This window comes from Pseudomonas sp. DSP3-2-3, assembly GCF_049898225.1.
Taxonomy (GTDB): Bacteria; Pseudomonadota; Gammaproteobacteria; order Pseudomonadales; family Pseudomonadaceae; genus Aquipseudomonas.
The window spans coordinates 58,238-78,461 of the sequence record NZ_JAFCXH010000017.1; the positions used below are offsets into that span (position 1 = coordinate 58,238).

At 60.9% G+C, this 20,224-nt stretch carries 24 protein-coding genes; 5 read left to right on the plus strand and 19 right to left on the minus strand.

Going from position 1 to position 20,224, the window contains the following annotated elements; translation table 11 throughout:
* Nucleotides 1-15: 15 nt before the first annotated feature.
* From ACP7E4_RS19455 to ACP7E4_RS19470, 4 genes are all read left to right on the plus strand, one after another.
* On the plus strand, nt 16-621 hold the full coding sequence (locus ACP7E4_RS19455; RefSeq protein ID WP_426117107.1) for a hypothetical protein: 606 nt from the start codon (nt 16-18) through the stop codon (nt 619-621).
* 168 nt (nt 622-789) lie between these two features.
* Nucleotides 790-1,053 carry a hypothetical protein gene (locus ACP7E4_RS19460; protein WP_426117109.1) on the plus strand — a complete coding sequence of 88 codons (264 nt, stop codon included), beginning with the start codon at nt 790-792 and terminating at the stop codon, nt 1,051-1,053.
* 185 nt (nt 1,054-1,238) lie between these two features.
* Complete coding sequence (locus tag ACP7E4_RS19465; protein WP_426117110.1) at nt 1,239-1,589, plus strand: hypothetical protein; 351 nt, start codon at nt 1,239-1,241, stop codon at nt 1,587-1,589.
* Nucleotides 1,590-1,836: 247 nt separating this feature from the next.
* On the plus strand, nt 1,837-4,608 hold the full coding sequence (locus ACP7E4_RS19470) for an ATP-binding protein (RefSeq protein ID WP_426117112.1): 2,772 nt from the start codon (nt 1,837-1,839) through the stop codon (nt 4,606-4,608).
* Nucleotides 4,609-4,612: 4 nt separating this feature from the next.
* Here the strand turns inward: ACP7E4_RS19470 and ACP7E4_RS19475 are convergent, their stop codons facing one another.
* The 13 genes from ACP7E4_RS19475 to ACP7E4_RS19535 are packed head-to-tail and all read right to left on the minus strand — an operon-like array spanning nt 4,613 to nt 13,590.
* Nucleotides 4,613-5,659 carry an EscU/YscU/HrcU family type III secretion system export apparatus switch protein gene (locus ACP7E4_RS19475; protein WP_426117114.1) on the minus strand — a complete coding sequence of 349 codons (1,047 nt, stop codon included), beginning with the start codon at nt 5,657-5,659 and terminating at the stop codon, nt 4,613-4,615.
* Between the two features lie 24 nt (nt 5,660-5,683).
* Nucleotides 5,684-6,496: a type III secretion system export apparatus subunit SctT gene (sctT, locus tag ACP7E4_RS19480; RefSeq protein WP_426117116.1), complete on the minus strand. Its 813-nt coding sequence runs from the start codon at nt 6,494-6,496 to the stop codon at nt 5,684-5,686.
* A 6-nt stretch (nt 6,497-6,502) separates the two neighbouring features.
* The gene (locus tag ACP7E4_RS19485) at nt 6,503-6,772 is read right to left on the minus strand and encodes an EscS/YscS/HrcS family type III secretion system export apparatus protein (protein ID WP_048726514.1); all 270 of its coding nucleotides are present in this window, start codon (nt 6,770-6,772) and stop codon (nt 6,503-6,505) included.
* Nucleotides 6,773-6,776: 4 nt separating this feature from the next.
* Complete coding sequence (gene sctR, locus ACP7E4_RS19490) at nt 6,777-7,430, minus strand: type III secretion system export apparatus subunit SctR (RefSeq protein ID WP_048726511.1); 654 nt, start codon at nt 7,428-7,430, stop codon at nt 6,777-6,779.
* Entirely contained in the window at nt 7,427-8,467 is a 1,041-nt protein-coding gene (gene sctQ / locus ACP7E4_RS19495; protein ID WP_426117119.1) for a type III secretion system cytoplasmic ring protein SctQ, read from the minus strand. The genes sctR and sctQ overlap by 4 nt, the downstream gene beginning before the upstream one ends.
* The gene (locus tag ACP7E4_RS19500; protein WP_426117121.1) at nt 8,464-8,937 is read right to left on the minus strand and encodes a hypothetical protein; all 474 of its coding nucleotides are present in this window, start codon (nt 8,935-8,937) and stop codon (nt 8,464-8,466) included. The genes sctQ and ACP7E4_RS19500 overlap by 4 nt, the downstream gene beginning before the upstream one ends.
* Nucleotides 8,938-8,953: 16 nt before the next feature.
* Complete coding sequence (locus ACP7E4_RS19505; RefSeq protein ID WP_426117123.1) at nt 8,954-10,282, minus strand: FliI/YscN family ATPase; 1,329 nt, start codon at nt 10,280-10,282, stop codon at nt 8,954-8,956.
* A complete protein-coding gene (locus ACP7E4_RS19510; protein ID WP_426117125.1) occupies nt 10,279-10,872 on the minus strand; it encodes a FliH/SctL family protein in 594 nt (197 codons plus the stop codon). Before ACP7E4_RS19510 ends, ACP7E4_RS19505 begins: the two co-directional genes overlap by 4 nt.
* Complete coding sequence (locus ACP7E4_RS19515; protein WP_426117127.1) at nt 10,872-11,504, minus strand: type III secretion protein; 633 nt, start codon at nt 11,502-11,504, stop codon at nt 10,872-10,874. Before ACP7E4_RS19515 ends, ACP7E4_RS19510 begins: the two co-directional genes overlap by 1 nt.
* Nucleotides 11,501-12,283, minus strand: a complete 783-nt coding sequence (sctJ, locus tag ACP7E4_RS19520; RefSeq protein ID WP_426117129.1) for a type III secretion system inner membrane ring lipoprotein SctJ — start codon at nt 12,281-12,283, stop codon at nt 11,501-11,503. Before sctJ ends, ACP7E4_RS19515 begins: the two co-directional genes overlap by 4 nt.
* A gap of 3 nt (nt 12,284-12,286) precedes the next feature.
* Nucleotides 12,287-12,757, minus strand: coding sequence for a hypothetical protein (locus ACP7E4_RS19525; RefSeq protein ID WP_426117131.1), 471 nt, complete (start codon nt 12,755-12,757; stop codon nt 12,287-12,289).
* Nucleotides 12,758-12,766: 9 nt separating this feature from the next.
* Nucleotides 12,767-12,985 carry a hypothetical protein gene (locus tag ACP7E4_RS19530; protein ID WP_426117133.1) on the minus strand — a complete coding sequence of 73 codons (219 nt, stop codon included), beginning with the start codon at nt 12,983-12,985 and terminating at the stop codon, nt 12,767-12,769.
* A 41-nt stretch (nt 12,986-13,026) separates the two neighbouring features.
* Nucleotides 13,027-13,590, minus strand: coding sequence for a type III secretion protein (locus ACP7E4_RS19535; RefSeq protein WP_426117135.1), 564 nt, complete (start codon nt 13,588-13,590; stop codon nt 13,027-13,029).
* 217 nt (nt 13,591-13,807) lie between these two features.
* Here ACP7E4_RS19535 and ACP7E4_RS19540 point away from each other — a divergent pair, with 217 nt between their 5' ends.
* Nucleotides 13,808-14,590 carry a tetratricopeptide repeat protein gene (locus ACP7E4_RS19540; RefSeq protein ID WP_426117137.1) on the plus strand — a complete coding sequence of 261 codons (783 nt, stop codon included), beginning with the start codon at nt 13,808-13,810 and terminating at the stop codon, nt 14,588-14,590.
* Nucleotides 14,591-14,601: 11 nt separating this feature from the next.
* On the opposite strand, the gene ACP7E4_RS19545 is transcribed toward ACP7E4_RS19540, so the two are convergent.
* Genes ACP7E4_RS19545 through ACP7E4_RS19570 form a run of 6 tightly spaced genes read right to left on the minus strand, consistent with a single transcriptional unit; the run spans nt 14,602 to nt 20,130 of the window.
* Nucleotides 14,602-15,009 (minus strand): hypothetical protein, encoded by a 408-nt coding sequence (locus tag ACP7E4_RS19545; RefSeq protein WP_426117139.1) that lies wholly within the window; start codon nt 15,007-15,009, stop codon nt 14,602-14,604.
* A gap of 13 nt (nt 15,010-15,022) precedes the next feature.
* Nucleotides 15,023-16,342 (minus strand): type II and III secretion system protein family protein, encoded by a 1,320-nt coding sequence (locus ACP7E4_RS19550; protein WP_426117141.1) that lies wholly within the window; start codon nt 16,340-16,342, stop codon nt 15,023-15,025.
* On the minus strand, nt 16,339-18,480 hold the full coding sequence (sctV, locus tag ACP7E4_RS19555) for a type III secretion system export apparatus subunit SctV (RefSeq protein ID WP_426117248.1): 2,142 nt from the start codon (nt 18,478-18,480) through the stop codon (nt 16,339-16,341). Before sctV ends, ACP7E4_RS19550 begins: the two co-directional genes overlap by 4 nt.
* Entirely contained in the window at nt 18,480-18,830 is a 351-nt protein-coding gene (locus ACP7E4_RS19560) for a tetratricopeptide repeat protein (RefSeq protein WP_426117143.1), read from the minus strand. Before ACP7E4_RS19560 ends, sctV begins: the two co-directional genes overlap by 1 nt.
* A complete protein-coding gene (locus ACP7E4_RS19565; RefSeq protein ID WP_426117145.1) occupies nt 18,830-19,189 on the minus strand; it encodes a hypothetical protein in 360 nt (119 codons plus the stop codon). The genes ACP7E4_RS19560 and ACP7E4_RS19565 overlap by 1 nt, the downstream gene beginning before the upstream one ends.
* Nucleotides 19,186-20,130: a SctD/MshK family protein gene (locus ACP7E4_RS19570; RefSeq protein WP_426117147.1), complete on the minus strand. Its 945-nt coding sequence runs from the start codon at nt 20,128-20,130 to the stop codon at nt 19,186-19,188. The genes ACP7E4_RS19565 and ACP7E4_RS19570 overlap by 4 nt, the downstream gene beginning before the upstream one ends.
* Nucleotides 20,131-20,224: the final 94 nt, after the last annotated feature.

Below are 20,224 nucleotides of genomic sequence, written 5' to 3' on the forward strand. Positions count from 1 at the left end.
AAGGAATAGCCACGAATGACAGCCATAATGGCGGCACTCAAATCTGCTTTGAAATACGCTGCAGCTGCCCTTGGCGGAGCGGTGATACTCGGCTCCTCCACTGCCATTCAGGAGAGATTTGTCCCAACAATGAAAGCAGCGATGTACATCTTCGAAGATCTGGCTTTCTCAATGCAGAAGGATCAGATGGTTGCGATAGACCTACGCTTTTTCATAACGACGAAGGATAGTGAAGCCACCAGCGAAAATGTATCAGCAAATTTAGTAAGTTCTGACTGTCGCTCCAACGGCAACGTTCTGGTGGAGAATATTGGTACTGGCATAAGCGAATACCAAACGCATGCCGTTCTTACCGTTGCATGTCGGAGGTCAGGACGGATTACTATCTCTCTCACACCTCAAAACGGATCGCCCATTGAAGTTTTCAACGGAAAAGTTCGTCGGGACAGTGAAGAGAAGGTCAGCTTTGCTGGCAATCCAGGCAGCTACTCAGCGGGCATACTGTCGATGAAGGATTTAGGTTTTGAGGCGTCCCCATGGGACGCAATCCCTAGCTGCCAGACAAACACCTGTTGCGCATCTAGGCATCCGCTTGCCGTTTCCCGCGACCTCAAGCACTAACTCCGGGCACCCAAGGGCCCGCATCAACTGGCTTCCTTTGCCTGATTCAAGCTTGGCCATGCATCTCCAGCTATGGACCGCATACCTGTTTCCCCATTCTATAAGGTATAGAATGGGGAAACATGTGTGTGTGCGCCTCACCGCCCACCTCTTTTCCCGGAGGCCGACGTGCCAGAACCCACCATCACCTTTGCATACCTCGGTCACACCAAGCGACATAATGGCTTGATTGGGCGATACCACCTCGAAGTGACCAATATCCGAAGCGGCGAAATCGAAGCGATTTCTGTAGAGCCCGTGCATCTTGCCTCAGCTCGAAGCATGAAACGGATCCTGCTTGATCGGTGCATGTTCTACAGCGCAACTCGCCAGGAGCACGACCAGATGCTGCTCGGGATTCTTGATCCGCAGCCTGCAGTGATACTGATCTGAATAACCCGGATTTATCAATCTGAACCGACGAAAATTTGTCGGTTCAGACTGCCCCCCTAAGCTCAGCTTGGAACGCTCGCTGAGCGCTAGCGCCCGTATCCGGCCAAGGATTGCTATGTAGTGATCAACTGATCCCGGACACGACGTTAAGTCTTTTCTCGGACTGAGCTGGTGCCATCGCCGAGGTGGCGGCCATCGAGCTGATCCGCCGCGATCAGGCTTCGGGCAAGCTGCCAATCGTAACCCTCAACCTGGTGGGGCCCGATACGCTGACGGGTGCGGACGTCGCAGCGATTTGGACTGATGTGCTGGACCGCCCCGTCGTTTATAGCGGCGATGATCCCAGCGGCTTCGAACAGAACGTGGCCAACTTCATGCCGAAATGGATGGCCTATGAAATGCGCCTTATGGCCGAGCGCTATGTCAGCGACGGGATGATTCCCGAGACCGGCGACGTAGAGCGCCTGACCAAAATCCTGGGGCGTGAGCTGCACACCTATAGAGACTTCGCCGCCCAGCTCGCACTGCCGGTCTGAAGTGAATGCACTGAGCATTACAGGTCAAGGAAGACCTGTCTGTTTTGCGACCAGGCCTGACGTCTTATGCATTGCGACTTGGTCAACAACGCACAAAAAATCTTAACTGACCGATACCTGGGCTTGCCACAAGGGTACCGTCGCCGTTTGAAAGTCGTACCAAAACAGTAACGATTCTGCCGGATACTGCCAACTACCTAATGAACATGGAAAGGCGCTGTCAAGGCCTCAGTCTGACAGGTATACGATGAATCTCGACAGACCCAGCCCCGCAAAAACACTCTGCGACAGCAGCCCGGACCTACCTGTTCCGGGCGATGCGATCTGTTTCGGCGCGTATGTACTCAGCCCGCAGCATCATTTGTTGTTGAAAAACGGCGAGCCCGTACCCTTGGGCAGCCGCGCGATGCTTTTGTTGATCGCCATGGCCACCCGCGCCGGTGAGTTGCTGGAGAAAGCCGAGCTGCTCACGCTCGTCTGGCCCAGGGTGGTGGTCGAGGAATGTAACCTGCGGGCGCAAATCCTGACGTTGCGTCGTGCATTTGGTGCAAATGGCGACCTCGGCTACATCGTAACCGTCCCGGGTCGCGGCTATCGTTTCGTCGCGCCGATAACCGCGCAATTGATCTGCGCCCAGCAGCCCAACAAGGCTGCGAACACTGAACTTCAACGCACGATAAAGCAGATATTCGGAAGGGAAGAACTGCTGAACACGCTCGAACAACAGCTCGAGCAACGTCGCTTCGTGACCATCACAGGCCCTGCAGGCACTGGCAAAACCACTGTAGCTCTGGCCCTGGCGAACCGGATGCTGCTCCAGTATCCGCAAGGCGTCAGTTTTATCGATCTGGCCCCGGTTAGTCGCGGTCAACTTGTGCATGTCGTCATCGCTGCAGCCTTGGGGATCGACTGCACGACCGATGATCCGTTGCTCGTCATCGCCAATAGCCTAGCCACCAGCAAGGCCTTGCTCATTCTGGACAACTGCGAGCATGTCCTCGAAGAAACCGCGAAGGCCATCGAGACGATCCTGCGCAATGCCCGGCAATGCTCGGTGCTGGTCACGAGCCGTGAGCCGCTGCATGCCGAAGGCGAGTTCGTGCATGACTTGGCCCCCCTGCCGTTTCCGCCGCAGGGTGCCCGCCTGGACACGTCACAAGCGTTGGCCTACCCCGCCATCGCGTTGCTGGTCGAGCGCGTCGCGGCGCACGATCTGGGTTACGTCTTTACGCATCAGGATGTCCATGCAGCCGCCGCTATTTGCCGCAAACTCGACGGCAATGCGCTGGCGATTGAGATCGCCGCCGCACGGGTACGAGCATTCGGCATTGAGCCTCTGGTGGAGATGCTCGACGGCAGCTTTCGCTTGCAAATGACTGGCCAGCGTACCGCTCTGCCAAGGCATCGCACCCTGGGGGCCGCGCTGGACTGGACCCACGCGCTGCTCTCGCCCGCTGAACAAGCCATGCTTCGTCAGCTGTCGGTGTTCACCGGCGTATTCACCTTGCGCGCAGTAGAGGCCGTGATTACCGTCGATGCCCAGACCCCGGCGCAACTGATGGAAAGCCTGCTGGACAAGTCGCTGGTGATCTCATGCGGGCAAGGCTCGGCCAGACGCTACCGGCTGCTGGAAACCACCCGGCTCTATGCCGCACAGAAACTCGCAGAGCAGGATGAAACCAATGCCACCGCGCTGCGTCACGCGACCTGGACGCTGGATGAGCTGAAGGCGTCTGTACAAGACCTCGTCAAGACCACCCCACAAACCTGGCTGGCTCGGTATGGTCCGCAAGTCGACAGTGTTCGCGCGGCGCTCGACTGGGCCTATTCAGCGCGAGGCGACTATGGGTTGGCGGTGGAGCTGACGCTGGTCAGCCTCCCGCTCTGGTTGCGCCTTTCACTCAGCGCTGAATGCTACGACTGGGTCAACCGCGGCCTGCAGCCCCTGTACGAAAGTGCACCCATTCAGCCCTGCCAACGCATGCTGTTATTGACCGCTTCGGCCAGCGTCATGGTGCTGACCTTTGGTGGCGGTGCAAAGATCCGCGAAGCCTGGCTGCAAGTCAGCGAAGACGCCCTGACGTTGAATGACATTGAGCATCAACTGCGTGCGCTGTGGGGCCTGTGGCAAGATAAAAGCTGCGCGAATCAGTACATTGGCGCACTTGAACTGGCCGACCAGTATGTGGCGTTAAGCCAAAGCGCGGCCCACAGCGAGCGCCAGTTGCTCGGCCTGCGCATGCGCGCCAATGCGCTGTTCCACATGGGCCGGCTTGAAGAGGCACGACGCTCGGTGGTCGAAGCCCTGAGCGCCCCGCTCTCGGCGAACACCCACATGATCGACCTGCATTTCGACCAACGTATCGCCGCGCGATCACTCAAGGCGAAAATCCAGTTATTGCAGGGGGATGTCGCGGCGGCTCTGTCGACCCTGGAAAAAAATATGCACCAGGCCATCAGCCTTAATCATCCCGCCACGCTGTGGTACACGCTGTGCGTTGGCGCAATTCCGACGGCTTTATTGTTGGGCAATGAGCAAAAGGCGCGCTACTACCTGTCAGTGCTGCAAGACAGCCTGGAAGGTCATGATCTTTATTTGTGGCGCCAGTTCAGCCGGTGTTTCGAGTACATACTGCGGATCCACCAGGGCGCGTCGGAAGACGGCGTACCGCGCCTGGGCGAAGTACTGGCACAGTTACAGGATCAGGGTGGCAGCCCACTTTACAGCCTGCTTCGCAGTGAATACGCCCTGGGGTTGGCGATGCTCGGACTTGAGCATCGTGGCCTTGATATTATCGATGAAACCCTGCAAACCGCTCGAAGCCGCGAGGAGCGCTGGTTTATTCCGGAGCTGCTGCGCATCAAGGCGCAGCTTCTGCTCAAACAAGGCAACCCGCTGACACATCGCGTGCTGCAGGATGCATGGACCGAAGCCGAACACCAGGGTGCGCATTTCTGGTCGACGCGTATTGCCGCGGACCTTGACCGTTTGAAGGCGCGCGCCTGCAGCGCCCGTTGAACCTTCAAATCAACCGCGCCGCCACCAGCAGGTCGGCCACAGCCTGGAAGGTATGATCAGGCACCGGGTCACCAGGCACTGCACGCTTGGCAATGTCTGCGGCCAGCTTGGGGGCCATGCCGTGGGCGATACCCAATGTCGCCGCTTCGGTCAGCATTGCAAACGAGTCATGTGGCTCGGCGCGGCAAACCACAATGGGGACGGGTGTCTCGCCACGCACATAACGCACGCCGACGACCCAACCGCCGCCGGTGCCGATCATCAGTGAGGCACGACCCAGCCCGAGTTTGGTCGCCAGTGCCTGCATTTCACGACGCTGGCGCTGGCGTTCGCTCTTGATCAGCGGGTCACCATCGACATCCTTGCGCTCGCGTTTCTGCTCGCTGCGGGTCATTTTCATGTCGCGGCCAAACAACCAGCGCTGCATCAGCACGTCGACGCAACCGACCAGCAAAAAGGCGGCCAGCACGGTCAGCATCAGGGGCTTGAGCACAAGGTAAAACGTCGACTCGATACATTCTGCACCACAGCGCGATGATTCCATCAGTGCCTGCAAGGCGTGCCGGCCGACCACGTAAAACGCCAAAGCCAGCATGACCAGCTTCACCAGCCCCTTGAGAAACTCCACGAAACTGCGCATCGAAAAAATACGTTTGAACCCTTCAGCCGGGTTGATGCGCTTGAAATCCGGTTTGATCGGCTCCACCGAAAATACAACGCCGCGCATGGAGACGATGTTGGTCACAATGACCACGCCCACCGTTACCGAAACCACCGGCAAGGTGATCGTCAGCACAAGCTGTTGCGCGGTATCCAACACCCGAGGCCAAACGGAGTGAAACGGCTCGACGTAAAGCAATGCAACCATGTCCAGCAACGCCGACACTTGAGCCTGGGCCCGCGGTAACAGGATCGATATGCACAGTGTGCAGAACAGAATGACCATCCCGGATACCAGATCCTGACTCTTGGCGACCTGCCCCTTCTGCCGCGCATCACGCAGTTTCTTGTCCGTGGCCGGCTGGGATTTTTCTTCGCTGCTATCGCCCATGCAAGGCCCGCGATGAAGAAAGGCTCATAAAGAACCTGGCAGTGTTTTGAGGAACTCCACGGTGCCGCGAAACTCGGCCAATTGGTCGAGCATCACCGGAATCAGGAAGCCGATGTAGATCACCATCAACACCGTGAAGAACAGGTTCTTTACCGGCAGCGACATATCGAAAATGTGCAGGCTTGGCGCCATCCGCGACAGGTACGCGAGCATCAGGTCGGTGACCAGCAAACAGATGATCAGCGGCGAAACCATGATCACGCCGACGCGCATCACCTGGTCGAGAATCGACAACACTGCCATCACCGCCGAACTGGCGAACAAGGGGGTAAACGCGGTTACCGGCCACAACTGGTAACTGTGGTAATAGCCGTCGACCAACAGGATGAAACCGCCTGACATGAAGAACAGCGTAATCAGCATCACTGTCAAAAGCGTCGCCATGACGCTGGACTCGCCGGACGACAAGGGGTCGACCAGTTGTGCCATGGTCGAGCCACGCTGCAGATCGACCAGTTCCCCCGCTACTTCGGCCGCCCAGAACGGAATGCCGAATAACAGGCCGATGAGCACGCCGATCAGTATCTCCTTGATCATCAAGCCCGCGAGAAAAAAGCTACCGTGCTCGGGTAACGCAGTGAATGCCCCGAACACCGGTACGAACATGGGAATGGCGATAGCCACTGCGACGCAGCCGCGGATCATGCCGGTCAGGCCGAGGCGATTGAACGCCGGAGTAATGAGCACCACGCCCATGGCACGGCTGGCCGCCAGCGCCGCAGAGCTGATGACCGGGTACGCAACCTCAAGGAAGGCGTTGGCGACATTGGCATCCATGCCGGCTCAGCGCGTCCACAAAGGGAAGTTATCCAGCACTTCGCTGCCCAGTTCGGCGACCTGGCTGGCCAACAGCGGCCCGACAAACACGATCACCAGCAGCACGGCAACCAGCTTTACCACCTGCGGCAGGGTCTGGTCCTGGATTTGCGTCAGGGCCTGCAACAAGCCGACACCCAGGCCGACAACAATGGCGATACCCAGCGCGGGCGCTGACAGCAACAGCACGGTCATCAGCGCCTTGTTCATCAACGAAAGAAAAACGTCCTGCCCCATACATTCACCCGTAACTTAGAATCAGGCCATGCATCAAGCGCGACCAGCCGCTCAACGCAACGAAGAGAAAAATCTTCAGCGGTATCGATATGAGCGTCGGTGAGACCATCGACATGCCCATCGCCATCAAGACATTGGCGACCAGCAAATCCACCACCAGAAACGGGATGTACAGCAGAAAGCCGATCTCAAAGGCGCGTGTCAGCTCCGAACTGACAAAGGCCGGTACCAACACCACCAGATCATCGTCGCGCAGGTCGGCGCGGGCTTCGGGCGACCAAATGGTTTCGGTGGCCTGCACGAAAAAGCCGCGCTCGCTTTCGTTGGCGAACCGCGACAGATGCGCCTGCAATGGCGGCCTGAGCGCATCGCCGAACTCCCGTAGTTGCTCGACGTTTTCCATATTCAAGTCGCGCCCTTCCACTTGGCGATACATGTCGCCAATCAACGGCGTCGTCACGTACACCGAAAGAATCAGCGCAATGCCATACAGCACCAGGTTCGGCGGGGTCTGCTGCACACCCAGCGCGTTGCGAATCAAAAACAACACCACGGATATCTTCATGAAACCCGTCAGGGTCACCACGGCCAGCGGAATAAGGCCGATGGTGGCGACGACGAGAATGATCTCGATCAGGTTGGGCTGGTAGCCATTCATGCCGTGCAGAAGCTCAGAAGACGCACGCCCAGACCGTCGCCGATCTTCACTAGTTGACCCTGGCCGACGCGTCGACCGTGGACCATCAGGTCGACGCCGGCGTGCAACTGCGGCGCCAGTTGCACCAGGCTTCCCTCGCCCAATTCACGCAACTGGGCCAGCGACAGGTCTACACTGCCGACCTGACACACCAGTTTGAGCGGCAGGTCGTCCAGCGTGGTGTCCAAATGGGAGCCGACAGCGGTTTCAGACATGGGAGGTTCCTTCAAAAAGTTAACGGCAGTCGGTTTTTCAAGCAGCTTCAAGCTGTCGCCATCGCGTTCAGCACGGGCTTGCAGGCGAGCGCCGAGCACCAGCCGAACCTGCGTATCAGGCCAGTCCTCCAGCATCAGCACATCGCCCGGCCGCAGGCCGCGCAGCTCGGCCACGCTCAACCAGGCCTCGCCGCTTTCCACTGTCAGCGGCAAATACATGGCGGCCAATGGCTGGGTGGCGGGGGCGGCGTGCTGATCCAATAGTTCGGCGATCAGCCGGGCTGCATCAACGCTCATCTGCAGCGGCACCGCCCAGGGTGAATGGCGGGCAATCTGCACTTGCAGCGTCAGGCTCAGCACGCACGGTGAGTCAGCCACGTCACACGGATCTACAATCTGCAACGACTGGCCCGTCAGTTGCTCCAAGGGCTCGATCAGGCTGAGCAAGGCCAATTCCAGCAACAGCGCGCCGGGTAAACTCTTCAAATACTCAAGCGGATAATCGGCCAGCCCCAGAACCTCCAGCGCCGGAGTCGGCAGATGCAGCACAAGCGAGGTGTTACTCAGCGATAAATGGATGTCGAGCAGTGGCTCGACAGGCGGGGTGACACCGGCCCACAGCACGCTGACCGGCTGATCGGCGCAGTGCCCCCGCCAGGGTTCGCGATGGCGATGCAATCGGTTGTGCAGCGTCAGCCATTGCGGATCGTAAATCTGCAACCCGCTCAGCGCGGTATCAGTGTCTGGCACCGGCGCCAGGCGTTCGTGCTCGCGGCACGTCATGCAACGCCCCCTGGCGCCGCAGCCGGAATATCCTCGGCGTCGTCCCGGGACTCCCCCGCGCGACGTTCGCTGTGTAGACGTCCCTCAAGCAGGGAGTCACAGGCATCAGCCTGACGTTGGCGCGCCATGCGGGCAGCGCGAAATACCTCGCGCTCCTGCTCCTGTACCTGGAGCAGCCGCGCGGTCTGCTCGACTGATTCTTCCAGCTGACACCGACTGCCCACCAGCTCGTTCAGGTGTTTCTGGGCTGCGTGCCAGGCGTTAATCGAAAGCCCGTCATTGAACGAGCCGTAGATGCGCTCGGCCTCGCGGGCGAGCGATTCCCGGTGCAGACGCAACGTTTCCCTGGCGTCATCAAGAGCATGGTGCGTGTCGCCACAACGCCGCTGCTGAGCGGCCAACTGGCTGGCGGCACGCTGCTCGCGCAGTTGACGCAAGGCCTGCAGGCTGCGTAAATCACTGGTCTTCATAAAGCCTCCGGAATCTTCATGCCAAGACCTTGCGCATGTGGTCGAGCGTCTGTTCGGCGCTGCTCGGTTCAGCCGCGCCCTGGCGCATGAACGCTTCGATGGCGGCATGCCGGGCGATGGCTTCGTCGGCCAGCAGGTCGCTGCCGGCAGCGTATTCACCGACGCGGATAAGCATTTCAATTTCATTGCGCCGCGCCATCAGTTCACGGATGCGCATGGCCAGGTGACGTTGTTCATCGCTGCACACCTGATCCATCAAACGGCTGCGGCTGCGCAACACGTCCACCGCGGGGAAGTAATTGCGCTGGGCCAGTTCAGCACTGAGCACAATGTGCCCGTCGAGAATCGAGCGCGCCTCTTCTGCGACGGGGTCCATGGACACGTCGCCTTCGGTCAGCACGGTGTACAGCGCAGTGATACTGCCTACCGGGCCAGGCCCTGCGCGCTCCAGAAGACGCGGCAACGCGGAAAAGAACGAGGGCGGATACCCGCGCCGGGTCGGTGGTTCGCCCACCGCCAGGCCTATTTCCCGTTGCGCACGGGCGAAGCGGGTCAGGCTGTCCATCAGCAGCAACACGTTGCGCCCCTGGTCCCGATGATATTCCGCCAGCGCCGTGGCGACGTAGGCCGCGCGCACCCGCTCAGCGGCGGGTCGATCAGAGGTCGCGACCACGGCAACAGTGCGCGCACGCGCCTGGGCATCCAGTTGTACATCCAGCAGTTCGCGCACTTCCCGACCCCGCTCGCCGATCAGGCCGATGACGATCACGTCTGCGTCGGTATGGCGCACGATGCTTGCCAGCAGCGACGACTTGCCCACGCCCGGTTCGCCAAAGATCCCCATGCGCTGTCCCTGGGCCAGGGTCAGCAAGCCATCGATGGAGCGCACGCCAAGGGACATCGGCCTCACAATCAATTGTCGCGAAAACGGCGGCGGCGGTTCGGCGTGCAGCGGGTAGCGCACCACGCCCCCCAGGGGCAGGATGCCGTTGCCATCCAGATAATCACCCATCGGGCTAATCACCCGGCCCAACTGTGCATCGCCGACACTGACGCCCAGCGTCTCGCCGGTGGCAAGGATTTCGGTGCGGGTCGACAGGCCTTCCATTGAACCGATGGGCGACAGAATGGCTTCGTCCTGTTCAAACCCGATGACTTCCGCCGCCAGGCTGCGACCGCTGCTCGGATCGCGCAATTGGCACAGCTCGCCGATACGCACGCCGGCGACACTGGCACGCAGGAGCACGCCGCGAATACTGCGCACGGTGCCTTTCATGGGCCGCAGCCGCGCTTCGCCCAGGCGCTCGGCCAGGTGCGGAATAATCGCCTGCACATCGACGCTCACGGCTGCTGCCCATCGGCAAACGGCAGCAAATAGCGGCGCAGGTTATTCAATTGCGTCTCCAGGCCCAGTTCCACAGAACCCACAGGACTGCTCAGCCGCGCCTGGCCGGGCGCCAGTTGATCGTCGGATTCGAGCGTGATCATTGGCAGGTTATCCAGCTCCGATTTCAGACGATGACGTACCGCCTCGACGTCCTGGCGAGGTACGAACAGGCTCAGGGACTGATCCTGGCGAAATGCGTTCAGCGCCTTGCGGGTGCAACGCACGATACGTTCAGCATCGTTCATGTCGTCGAGCACTTCGCGCACGATGCCCAAGGCCAGATCTGCCATGGACACTTCCAGACCGGACAGCCAGGCATCGACCTTCAACGACGTCTCGATCAGTAATGCGCCAACTTCCTGGGCGCCCTGTTGGCGAGCGCTTTCAAAGCCCGCCTCGCGAGCCTGCTCCAGCCAGCTCGCGCTCTCGTTGCGCAGGTTCTGCGCCTCCTCCCTCGCGGCCTGGACGAAGGCATAGCCATCAATCCACAGGTCGGCCTGTTCGGCGCGAAGAATGCGCGCAGCGGGACGGGTGGGTAGCTCGCTCATCAGGCGGCCTCCCCGGCTGGCGGGTCAAACGTTGCGGCGGCGCGGCGCACGATGTCCGCGTCAACCGTTGTGGGCGAGCCATCGACCGGCGGCAACTCCAGACGCAGACGCAGCCAGTCACGCAACCCCGGCGGCTGGCGCTGCAGCCAGGCCACTACACAACCGGCGCCATCGCGGTCAATGGCGTCGAGCAATTCGGCAGGTTGGCGCAACAGGTCCGCAGCGCCGGCCAGCGAGCGATGCGCGAGCGCCATGGCGAATACCTCGCTGCCCAGCGCATCGCGCAATGCGTTGACCCTGTCGCTGAGAATTTCGTGGCTCAACGCTTCTGCATGCCAGATGGCCCCGCACAGGCGCGGCAAGCGCTTGAACGCTTCGCCGGACAGCAACAGTACCGGCAAGTCCTGTTCCTGCGGCGGCGGCACGAGCGCCAGCGCCGGCAGGTGAAAATGGTGCATCAACTGCTGTAACAGACGCGCCTGGAAACGGGGCATTGCGTACAACATCGCCTGCTGTTGAGCGGTGGGCGGCTGCGGCCAGCACTCACGCAGATGGCGCGTATCAACGAAATTCAGCGGTTGCTCAAGCAAGGTTTGCCAGGCTTGCTGCCGTGGGTTTGGCGCCGCCGTCATAGTGCGTCCTCCAGCACGTACACCGACTCCGCACGCCGCCGTTGCCAGTGCTGCCAGCCGAGTACGCCGGCAAGCCCGAGGGTGCAGAGCAGCAGGCAACCGAACAGCAGCCGCGCCCGAGGCAGATTGTCTTCCAGCATCCACACGCCCAGGAAGCTCGCCAGACGTGGCTGGGCACCGGTGCGATGGCTGGCGATAGCCGCCTTGATGGCGGTCACCGAAACGCCTTCGTAGCTCAGGCCGGAAATCCCGTTGGCGACCAGCGTCTTGATCTGCGGGATCAGTTGATTGATATCCGTGGCCGGGTCATAGCGCACCAGCACGGAGGCAGAGGAAGGCGATATCACGCGCTTGAGCAAGTCGTTGTCCGGCAGCACCACATGCACGCGGGCGGAGATAATGCCGTCGATTTGCGACACGCTGTGGGACAGCTCTTCGCTCAACGCATAGACCATTTGCGCGCGCTCCTGCACCGGCGACGACACCAGGCCGTTGCTCTTGAAGACCTGGCCCATATTGGAAAACGACTGGCCCGGCAAACCTGCGTCATCGAGCAGCGCCATCGCTTCGGAGAAACGTTTTTCGTCCACCACCACCGTCAGTTGGCCGTTGTCCTGCACCTTGCGTGAGGCTGGAACACCGTCGCGCAGCAGAACGGCGACCATGGCATTGGCCTCGCGCTCGCCCAGGTTGGTGTACAGGTCGATATCGCAGGCCTGCAACAACCCGGCGAGGGCAACGACGATCATCAAGCGCAGGGTACGGCAGCGGTTGGACATGGCTTATTGACCTTTCAAAAGCGTGTTGGCGGAGCCGGATATCTGCGTCGCGCCGCGCACCACCATTTGCGTTTCGATGGAATAGTCGAACATTTTGCCTAGCGAATGGACGATCTGATCGACCTGCTGTTCACCGACTTTTTTCGGCGGTTGCCCGCTGCCGGTGGGGTTTTGCGCCGACGCCGGTTTATCTGCGCCCGCCGCCGCCGGCGTACTCCCCGGCCCTGCGGAAGCGCCCGGCGGTGAGCCGTTGGTGAGCGCATCGGCGCGTTCGGAAAAACTGCGTGAGCGGTCGATGAATCCGTTCAGGCGCTCCATCAAGCCTTCACCGATTTGATGCGGGCTCGCGCCCTGGGGCATGCCTTTGGCGTTGCCGGCCATGTGTTCGAAGAGGTTCTGGGAGGCCTGAAGCCCTCCCGGTCCGCCTGACGGCGGCAATGCCGCCGTGGCGGGTGCTGCGAGGCTTGCAGTCATGGCGGTGGCCTACTCTTCGTCGTCTTCGGATGACTGGGCTTCGTTCAGCATTTCCTGGGCCTTGGGCATGATGATGAACTGCCCGCCAACGGTCACGGCCTGGGTAATCAGGGCTTCGGTGAGTTTGTCATCGCTCATTTCTGCCTTGGATTTGTCCACCGCCGCATTGAACTGCGCTTCCGGCGTGGGGGTGACGTGGGTGGTGCTGTCGACAGGGCTGACTGACATCGTATTGCTCCTTACCAGTGGGTGATTGTGCTTGTGGGGTTTCAGTTACTGGCTTCAGTGGTCACCACGCTCCCACGAAATACGCGCACACCGCGCTCACGCGCGACGGGGGCCGTGACGGGGCGCTGCTGGTGGTCGACATGCTGCTCAACCATGTTCAAATACCCCGGTGGCCCCGAGACAAACAACTCGTCGCCATCGGGGCTCACCCGGGATGAAAGCTGCTTGCCATAGACGTCCAGGCTGCCCAGGTAATCTTCAAGCTGTTCAAGGTTGTGCGCCTGAGCCTTGAACAGGCGCGTGCCGTTTTCCGCATCGGTACTCAGGTAGAGGATGTTGCCGTCGAAGTACCAGCTCAGGCCGTTGGTATCACACAGTTGTGTCAGGAAATCCCCCGCGGACTCGCTGCGAACCCTACTGCGTGACTTGCCACGAACCTTGTCTGACATAACCACGATCAGCCCCAGGTTGTGACCGAACTCTTCCAGTGCGGCACGCGCATCCTGCTCGACCAGCACGTAGGCATACGGCTCAGCGAACCACTTCGGGGCATCGCCGGTCGACGCGTCTTCAGCCCGTACGCCGGTCGAGGTCAAAACCACCATCAGTATCCAGAAAGAGCACCTTATGAATCGGCGATTACCCATGACGTCGTCCCCCACACGTCGCGACAGCGGAGTGGGAAACACCGCGCACATAACGTTCGCTATTGCGCTTCAAGTCGATAAAATGATTTTCCCGTCGGGTGAGCTGTTTCGGTTGATCGGCCCCTGCGGTCGATTGAGCAATTGCCCCACCGTCCTCGACCAAAGAGCCTTTTCCATGCCCAGTCGTTTTGCCTCCACGTTGATTTTGCTTGGCAGCGTCGCGCTCGCGTCCTGCAGCACCCCGCCCGCCTCCGATGGTAGCTACGAACGCTTCATGGGCCTGGCTGCCGACCTGCAAAAACGCGGCGACACCGTTACCGCCGCCGGGCTTTATGAAAAGGCCACGCAACTGCCGCAGGCGCAACTCGATGCCTGGCTCAAACTGGGCGAAACACGACTGGCCAATGGCGATGCGCGGGGTGCCGAGCGCGCCTATCAACAAGCGCTGGAACGTCAACCGGACAGCGCAGCCGCCCTGTTGGGCCTGGGCACCGCACAACTGCGCCAGGGCAAACTGGACCGCGCGGTGACGGTTCTGACCCAAGCGAGTGCGCAACCCGATCAACCCCAAGCGTTCAACCGGCTGGGCATCGCGCAGATTCTGCGAGGTCAGGCCAACGCGGCTCAGGCGGCGTTCAGCCAAAGTCTCGCGCTGGCCCCCAACGACCTCGACACCCGTTGCAACCTTTCCCTGGCCTATGCCCTGGGCGGCAAGCCGCAACTGGCGCTGGACACTATTCATAGCGTCGTTGAGTCGGCACGCGCCCTGCCCCGGCACCAACGCAACGCATTGTTGATCAGCGTGCTCGCCGGCCGTGAAAAGGACATCCGCACCCTGGGCCTTGACGACATTTCCAACGCAGAACGCAAGAAGCTGTTGGCTGAAGCGCAACGCATCCAGGCCATCAAAGACCCGCAAGCCCAGGCGCGCGAACTGGGGCTGGTCGATACGCATTAGAGCCGCGACAGTCATTGGCGCTCCTGCTTGTCGGCCCTGGCCTGCTGTTCGGATTGACGCCGGCGCAGCTCCTCGCGGTCGTAACCATCAATGTAAACCTGCGCCGCACGCCCCACGGGCGCGGCCATGGTCGGACCGGTCGCCCTGCCCTGGAACAAATCCGAGCGCTGCTCGACCATCTGCAACAGCGTAAGGTTGTTGGCGCAGCCGGGTGGCAATAACGGCACATGCGTTACTTCATCGGTACCCAACTGATCCTCGGCTGAAGGCTTCAAGCATTCCACCGGGACCAGTTCGACCCGGCCGTCGGCGCGGGCCAGCGCCTGGTAATCCGGCGAATAGCTCGCGGGGGCCAGGTGGGTCTTGCAGCCCGCCAGCAGTGTCAGCGTCAGGCTGATCAGTAGCAGTACGCGATTCATGGTTGTTCCTTGTTCAATTCATGTAGAAGCCGAACATCCCGCCGTTGCGCGGCCCCGCAGATGCCGTAGCGGTATCTGCGGGGCGGGCGTCCAATGGCGTGGCAAGGGTTCGCGCACGTACCGGTTGCACCAGATACGGCGTGATCAGAATCACCAGTTCGGTTTCATTGCGCTGAAAGCGCTTGGAGCGAAACAGACTGCCGAGGATCGGCATGTCGCCCAGCATGGGTACCTTGTCGACATCCTGACTGCTTTCGCGCTGGAACAGCCCGGCTATCGCGAAGGTCTGGCCGCTGCCGACCTCAACCCGCGTATCGGCACGCCGTACCCTGAACGACGGCACTTGATAACCGCCCACGCTGACGGTGCTGGAGCCCATCAGACTGCTGACTTCAGGACGCACCTGCAGGGCGATTCGGTCGTTGGGCAGCACCGTCGGGCTGAACAGCAGCGACACACCGTATTGCTTGTATTCGATGCCGACCAGATCGCGGTTTACCGGCACCGGCACGGCGACTTCGCCACCGGCCAGGAAACTTGCGGTCTGACCGGTCATGGCCGTGATGTTCGGCTCGGCAAGGATCTCTAGGATGCCGTTGCTTTGCAGCGCCTCAAGCATCGCGTCGATATTCACATTGCCCGACGCCAGCCCGGCGCTGACCACATTGGAGCCACCGCTGGCCGCCTCTGCCGCCAACGCGCCGCCTGTGAGCAGGCCGAATGAGAACGTGCCGTTGTTGAACAGCGCATTCCAGTTGACGCCGTAGCGCAGCAGTTCGGAGCGCGATACCTCGGCAAACCGTACGCGAATGTTGACCTGCGCCGAGCCTTCGTACGACGCGCCGTTGATTGCGCTCTTGAAATCCTGGCCCTCGGTACTCAGCAGTGCGTTCAGGTCGGTGGCCTCGCCCACGCTCTTGAGGCTGCCTTTGGCCACGACTCGATTACCTGCCGCAGAGATGTGCGCGCTGCTGTTCGGATGCATCTCTTTCAGCGGGTGACTGATGGCCTGGGTGCCGCTGCTGACGGACAGACTCAACGCCGCCAGTTGCTCGCCATCAGGGCTGAGGGCGATCAGGCTGGTCTGCCCTAGTGCTTTGCCAAACACGTAAATCACCCCCGGCGATACCACCTGCAGATCGGCAATACCGGGGTCTGCGACGAGCACTGAGTCGACGGGTGCCTTGAAGCTCAGGATGCGCCCTTCGCCGGAGGCCAGGTCAAGGTTGCCGGTACTGCCTTCGGCGATGGTCTGCGCGCACGCAATCACGGGCAGCGCCAGGGCTGCAACAGCGGCTATCCAGAAGCCACGAAACTGCGCAAAACACGTCATGAGGCGCTCGCCATTGAAGTAATCGGGACGCCGCTGGCTGGGCGTCGATGAATAATTTCGTTCAGGCTGAGGGTGCCAAGCGCTTGCAGGTTGTATTCGCCGGCCAGCTCGCGAAACGACAGGACCGCCAATTCAAGCTCACCGCGCAGCACCAGGCGACGCATGCCACGCCGCAATTCGGGATGTACCAGCAATACCGTCTGGCCTTCCTCAGGCAAGCGCTCGCAGGCGTGACGCATTTGTGTGAGCAGCGCGCGGTTGGTGTGTTCGGGCCACGAATCGCCAGGGTTCTCCAGACGCCGTGTGCTCGCGCGCAACTGTTCTTCCAGACCTGGCGTGAGCACGAAAGCACTGATGACCCGGTTGCGATCGGCGAACTGATGGCTGATCTGGCGTGCCAGCGCGGCGCGCAGTCGCTCGGCCAGACCCGGTGCATCGGTTTGCCGAGCGCCCCATTCGACCACTGCTTCGAGCAACGCGCGTTGATTGCGAATCGAGACACCTTCAGCGATCAGCAAGCGCAGGGCCTCGGCGACGCGTTGCAACGGCACGATATGCAGCACTTCCTTGACCAGCTCGCCGTACAGGCCCTCCATGCGCTCCAGGATCGCGCGGGTTTCCTGAATCCCGAGAAAATCAGCAGCGTAGCGGCGCACCGTACGTTCGACCATGGTGCGCAGCACCTCGTCGGGCAACATGAAACCGATACCCGCCTCTTGCAGGCTGTCCTGATGATGCAGTTCTATCCATTGCGCCGGCTGGCGGCTCAACGGCGAGTCGACTTCCAGCAGAGGAATGTCCAGCAAGTGCGCATGCACCGGATCGTCCTTGAGCAACAGGCAATCGGGGGGTAACTCACCTTCGTTGACCGGCACGCCCTCAAGCTCAATGACAAAGCGGTTGGCGGGCATCGATGGATCGATGTAAAGATCTGGCACCGGCACTTCGATGCCCAGGTCAGCGCGGATCTCATGACACAAGGCTTCAAGACGCTGGCGCAGCGGGAACTGCGGTGCCGCCTGGCCCAACGCTGAACCCATGCTGAGCAACAGGCGGCTGTCCAGCGGTTTGCCGAGCACCTGGGGCTGCTCGGGCAGGTGTGCCAGATCGTCGGCCGCTTCGCTGACAGCTTCAGCGGGAAGCACCTCGACCACCTGGCCACGGCGATACATGACGAATGCCGCGCCCCCAAGCACCGCCGCCAGGCCGATAAAAACCAGCGCCGGAAACCCTGGCAGCAATGCAACGCCCAGCAGAATCAAGGCCGTCAAACCCAGCGCCATGTGACTGGCGCCCAGTTGCTGCAGAATCTCGGTGCCCAGATTGCCTTCGGCATTGTCACTGTTGACGCGGGTGACCACTGTCCCCGCCGCCACTGAAATCAGCAGCGCTGGAATCTGCGCAATCAGCCCGTCGCCAACCGTCAGCAGCGAGTAGGTGTGCGCCGCGTCACCGAATGACATACCCCGTTCGAGCATGCCGATCAGCATGCCGCCCAACAGGTTGACCGACAGGATGACCAGCCCGGCGATAGCGTCGCCCTTGACGAACTTCATCGCGCCGTCCATGGCGCCGAACATCTGGCTTTCGCGTTCAAGTCGCGAGCGACGGCGACGAGCCTCGGGCTGATCAATGTCGCCGTTACGCAGGTCGTTATCGATGCTCATCTGTTTGCCAGGCATCGCGTCCAGGGTAAAACGCGCCGCGACCTCAGCCACGCGCTCGGCACCTTTGGTGATCACCACGAACTGCGCAACCGTGATGATCAAGAACACCACCAGGCCAACCACCACCTGGCCTGCAATGACAAAATCGCCGAAGGCTTTGACGATGTGACCGGCGTTGCCATCCAGCAGAATCAAACGTGTGGTGGTGATCGACAAGGACAGGCGAAACAGCGTGCTGAGCAGGATCAGCGGTGGCAGCGCGGAGAACTCCACCGAGTGCGAAATATAAAACGCGACGATCAGGATCAGGATGCTCAACGCAATGTTCATGCCGATCAGCACATCGACCAGCCAGGTGGGCAGCGGGATGATCATCATCACAATGGCCATCAGCATGAACGCAACAATGATCACGTCGCTGCGCTTGGCGGCGATGCGTGCCAGGGCATTGAGGTGGTTCATGACCCGCATCATCGAGCGGCTCTCCGAGCGGTCAGATAGCGTTTGAAGCACTGGCGCGCCTCGTCCTCGCGGGCGGCGCCCCACAACGCGCGACTGCGTAGCAGCAACACGCCCGGCGACTCGCCTTCGGCAACCACCAGGCGGTCCAGTGCACTCAATGCGCGGTCTGGCTGAGCGCTGTCAGTGAAGGCCATCGCCAGCCCACGCAACAGCATGGGATCGCGCGGCGCCAGATGCACCGCAATCAGCAGCATCACCAACCCTTTCTGCGACTGGCCGCCACGGCGATACGACTCGCCCATGCCCTTGAGCAACTCGACGGCGTCCTGCTCTTCACGGCTGAGCGTTTCGCGGCGCATCAGGCCTGTACCTCGACGCGCTGTTGTTCCAGGCTGCGTCGCATGTCAATTTCCTCGCTGATCAGGTCATGGGCCAGGATCTTTATCTCTGATTCTGCGTCCAGGGCAGGCAGGACGTTGTGCAGGACATATTCAAGTATCTCCAGCGAACGGGTGCTGCCGAACAGCTCCGGACTGATGCCGTTGGCACTTGAAGACTGCTCGACATCGCCACGTAATGAGCGACGTGCCAGGACTTCACGCTTGCTCAGGACCGCTTCGAAACGCGCCCCCTGACGCGAGGTCGCTGGCTGGACAGCGTCAACCGCAGGAGTTTTCTCGGCGGTGACCGGCAGCAGCGGGCGCGGGTCGATTTTCATAGGGTGAAGGTGAATCGTTCTTCACCCCGGGCGAGAATCACCTGGTTGTTTTCGATGCGCTCCAACGTCCAGTCATCAGCCAGCGCGGCCCCTGGGTACAGGCGTTTGCCGCTCTCATTGACGACATAAGGATTGGTGCCGAACCAGACTGCCTGAAAGCGCACCCGTGGCTTGGCGATTTCGGCGCGAGGGACGACAGCAGAATGCAGCACCACTTGCTGTCCAAAGCGGCCGTCATAGGCTTGTTGCACGCGCATCCACTGTTTTTTCTGCGCGGGGTCGTAGTTGCCCTGCACGTTGAGCTGTCCATCGGATTCGCTGACTTTTATCTGATTCAGACTGGTTGCCGCCAATTGCTGCTCAAGCCAGGACGCGGCTTGCGCAGCCGTTGCTGTACTTGGGTGTTTTGCATCGACGGACGAACTCAATTGACTGTGGGTCGCCAGCTCCATTGGCGAAACGGGCTGACCGCGAAAGGCAAACGCGCCGACGCATAAAAACATCAACAGCAGCGCGATGACCCATTGCGGCGCGCGGCGCGAGGCACGCAGGGCGCGGTCCACAGGCTCGGATTGATCGCAGGCTTCGTTCAGGGTCAGGCGAGCACCGCCAATGCGGACAGCCAGAGGAAAACGCGCGCGATGGCCGCTGCCGACGGGAATCCTGATCTCCCGGGCATCACGCCCGATGACGATGACATCGCCGCCAAGGGCTTCGACCGCCACCTGGCCGTTGGAGAAACGCAGGGCCATGTGCCGCTCAGCGATGCCGGTATCACTGAGCAACAAATCAGCGTTACCGGCACTTCCAATAATGTAGATGGCTTTATCGAGGGAGAGATTTACCCCTTGATGCAGGCCGTGGGTGATGCAGAGCAGTGGAACGCTCATTCCCGAAGCCGATGAACCAGGCGCCGGGATCAGGGAAATCAGGGCTGTCATATCGGGTTACCCGTGTGGTGCGCGCAGGCAATGGCGAGTCAGACACCGAAAAACGTAGAGTGAAATGCAGCGTAAGGGCCAGGTAGGCGAGCAG

Coding starts and splice junctions, on each gene's coding strand:
- ACP7E4_RS19455 (WP_426117107.1), top strand. CDS start 16: ATGACAGCCATAATGGCGGCACTCAAATCTGCTTTGAAATACGCTGCA.
- ACP7E4_RS19470 (WP_426117112.1), top strand. CDS start 1,837: ATGAATCTCGACAGACCCAGCCCCGCAAAAACACTCTGCGACAGCAGC.
- ACP7E4_RS19475 (WP_426117114.1), bottom strand. CDS start 5,659: ATGGGCGATAGCAGCGAAGAAAAATCCCAGCCGGCCACGGACAAGAAA.
- sctT (WP_426117116.1), bottom strand. CDS start 6,496: ATGGATGCCAATGTCGCCAACGCCTTCCTTGAGGTTGCGTACCCGGTC.
- ACP7E4_RS19485 (WP_048726514.1), bottom strand. CDS start 6,772: ATGGGGCAGGACGTTTTTCTTTCGTTGATGAACAAGGCGCTGATGACC.
- sctR (WP_048726511.1), bottom strand. CDS start 7,430: ATGAATGGCTACCAGCCCAACCTGATCGAGATCATTCTCGTCGTCGCC.
- sctQ (WP_426117119.1), bottom strand. CDS start 8,467: ATGACGTGCCGCGAGCACGAACGCCTGGCGCCGGTGCCAGACACTGAT.
- ACP7E4_RS19500 (WP_426117121.1), bottom strand. CDS start 8,937: ATGAAGACCAGTGATTTACGCAGCCTGCAGGCCTTGCGTCAACTGCGC.
- ACP7E4_RS19510 (WP_426117125.1), bottom strand. CDS start 10,872: ATGAGCGAGCTACCCACCCGTCCCGCTGCGCGCATTCTTCGCGCCGAA.
- ACP7E4_RS19515 (WP_426117127.1), bottom strand. CDS start 11,504: ATGACGGCGGCGCCAAACCCACGGCAGCAAGCCTGGCAAACCTTGCTT.
- sctJ (WP_426117129.1), bottom strand. CDS start 12,283: ATGTCCAACCGCTGCCGTACCCTGCGCTTGATGATCGTCGTTGCCCTC.
- ACP7E4_RS19525 (WP_426117131.1), bottom strand. CDS start 12,757: ATGACTGCAAGCCTCGCAGCACCCGCCACGGCGGCATTGCCGCCGTCA.
- ACP7E4_RS19530 (WP_426117133.1), bottom strand. CDS start 12,985: ATGTCAGTCAGCCCTGTCGACAGCACCACCCACGTCACCCCCACGCCG.
- ACP7E4_RS19535 (WP_426117135.1), bottom strand. CDS start 13,590: ATGGTGGTTTTGACCTCGACCGGCGTACGGGCTGAAGACGCGTCGACC.
- ACP7E4_RS19540 (WP_426117137.1), top strand. CDS start 13,808: ATGCCCAGTCGTTTTGCCTCCACGTTGATTTTGCTTGGCAGCGTCGCG.
- ACP7E4_RS19545 (WP_426117139.1), bottom strand. CDS start 15,009: ATGAATCGCGTACTGCTACTGATCAGCCTGACGCTGACACTGCTGGCG.
- ACP7E4_RS19550 (WP_426117141.1), bottom strand. CDS start 16,342: ATGACGTGTTTTGCGCAGTTTCGTGGCTTCTGGATAGCCGCTGTTGCA.
- sctV (WP_426117248.1), bottom strand. CDS start 18,480: ATGCGGGTCATGAACCACCTCAATGCCCTGGCACGCATCGCCGCCAAG.
- ACP7E4_RS19560 (WP_426117143.1), bottom strand. CDS start 18,830: ATGCGCCGCGAAACGCTCAGCCGTGAAGAGCAGGACGCCGTCGAGTTG.
- ACP7E4_RS19565 (WP_426117145.1), bottom strand. CDS start 19,189: ATGAAAATCGACCCGCGCCCGCTGCTGCCGGTCACCGCCGAGAAAACT.
- ACP7E4_RS19570 (WP_426117147.1), bottom strand. CDS start 20,130: ATGACAGCCCTGATTTCCCTGATCCCGGCGCCTGGTTCATCGGCTTCG.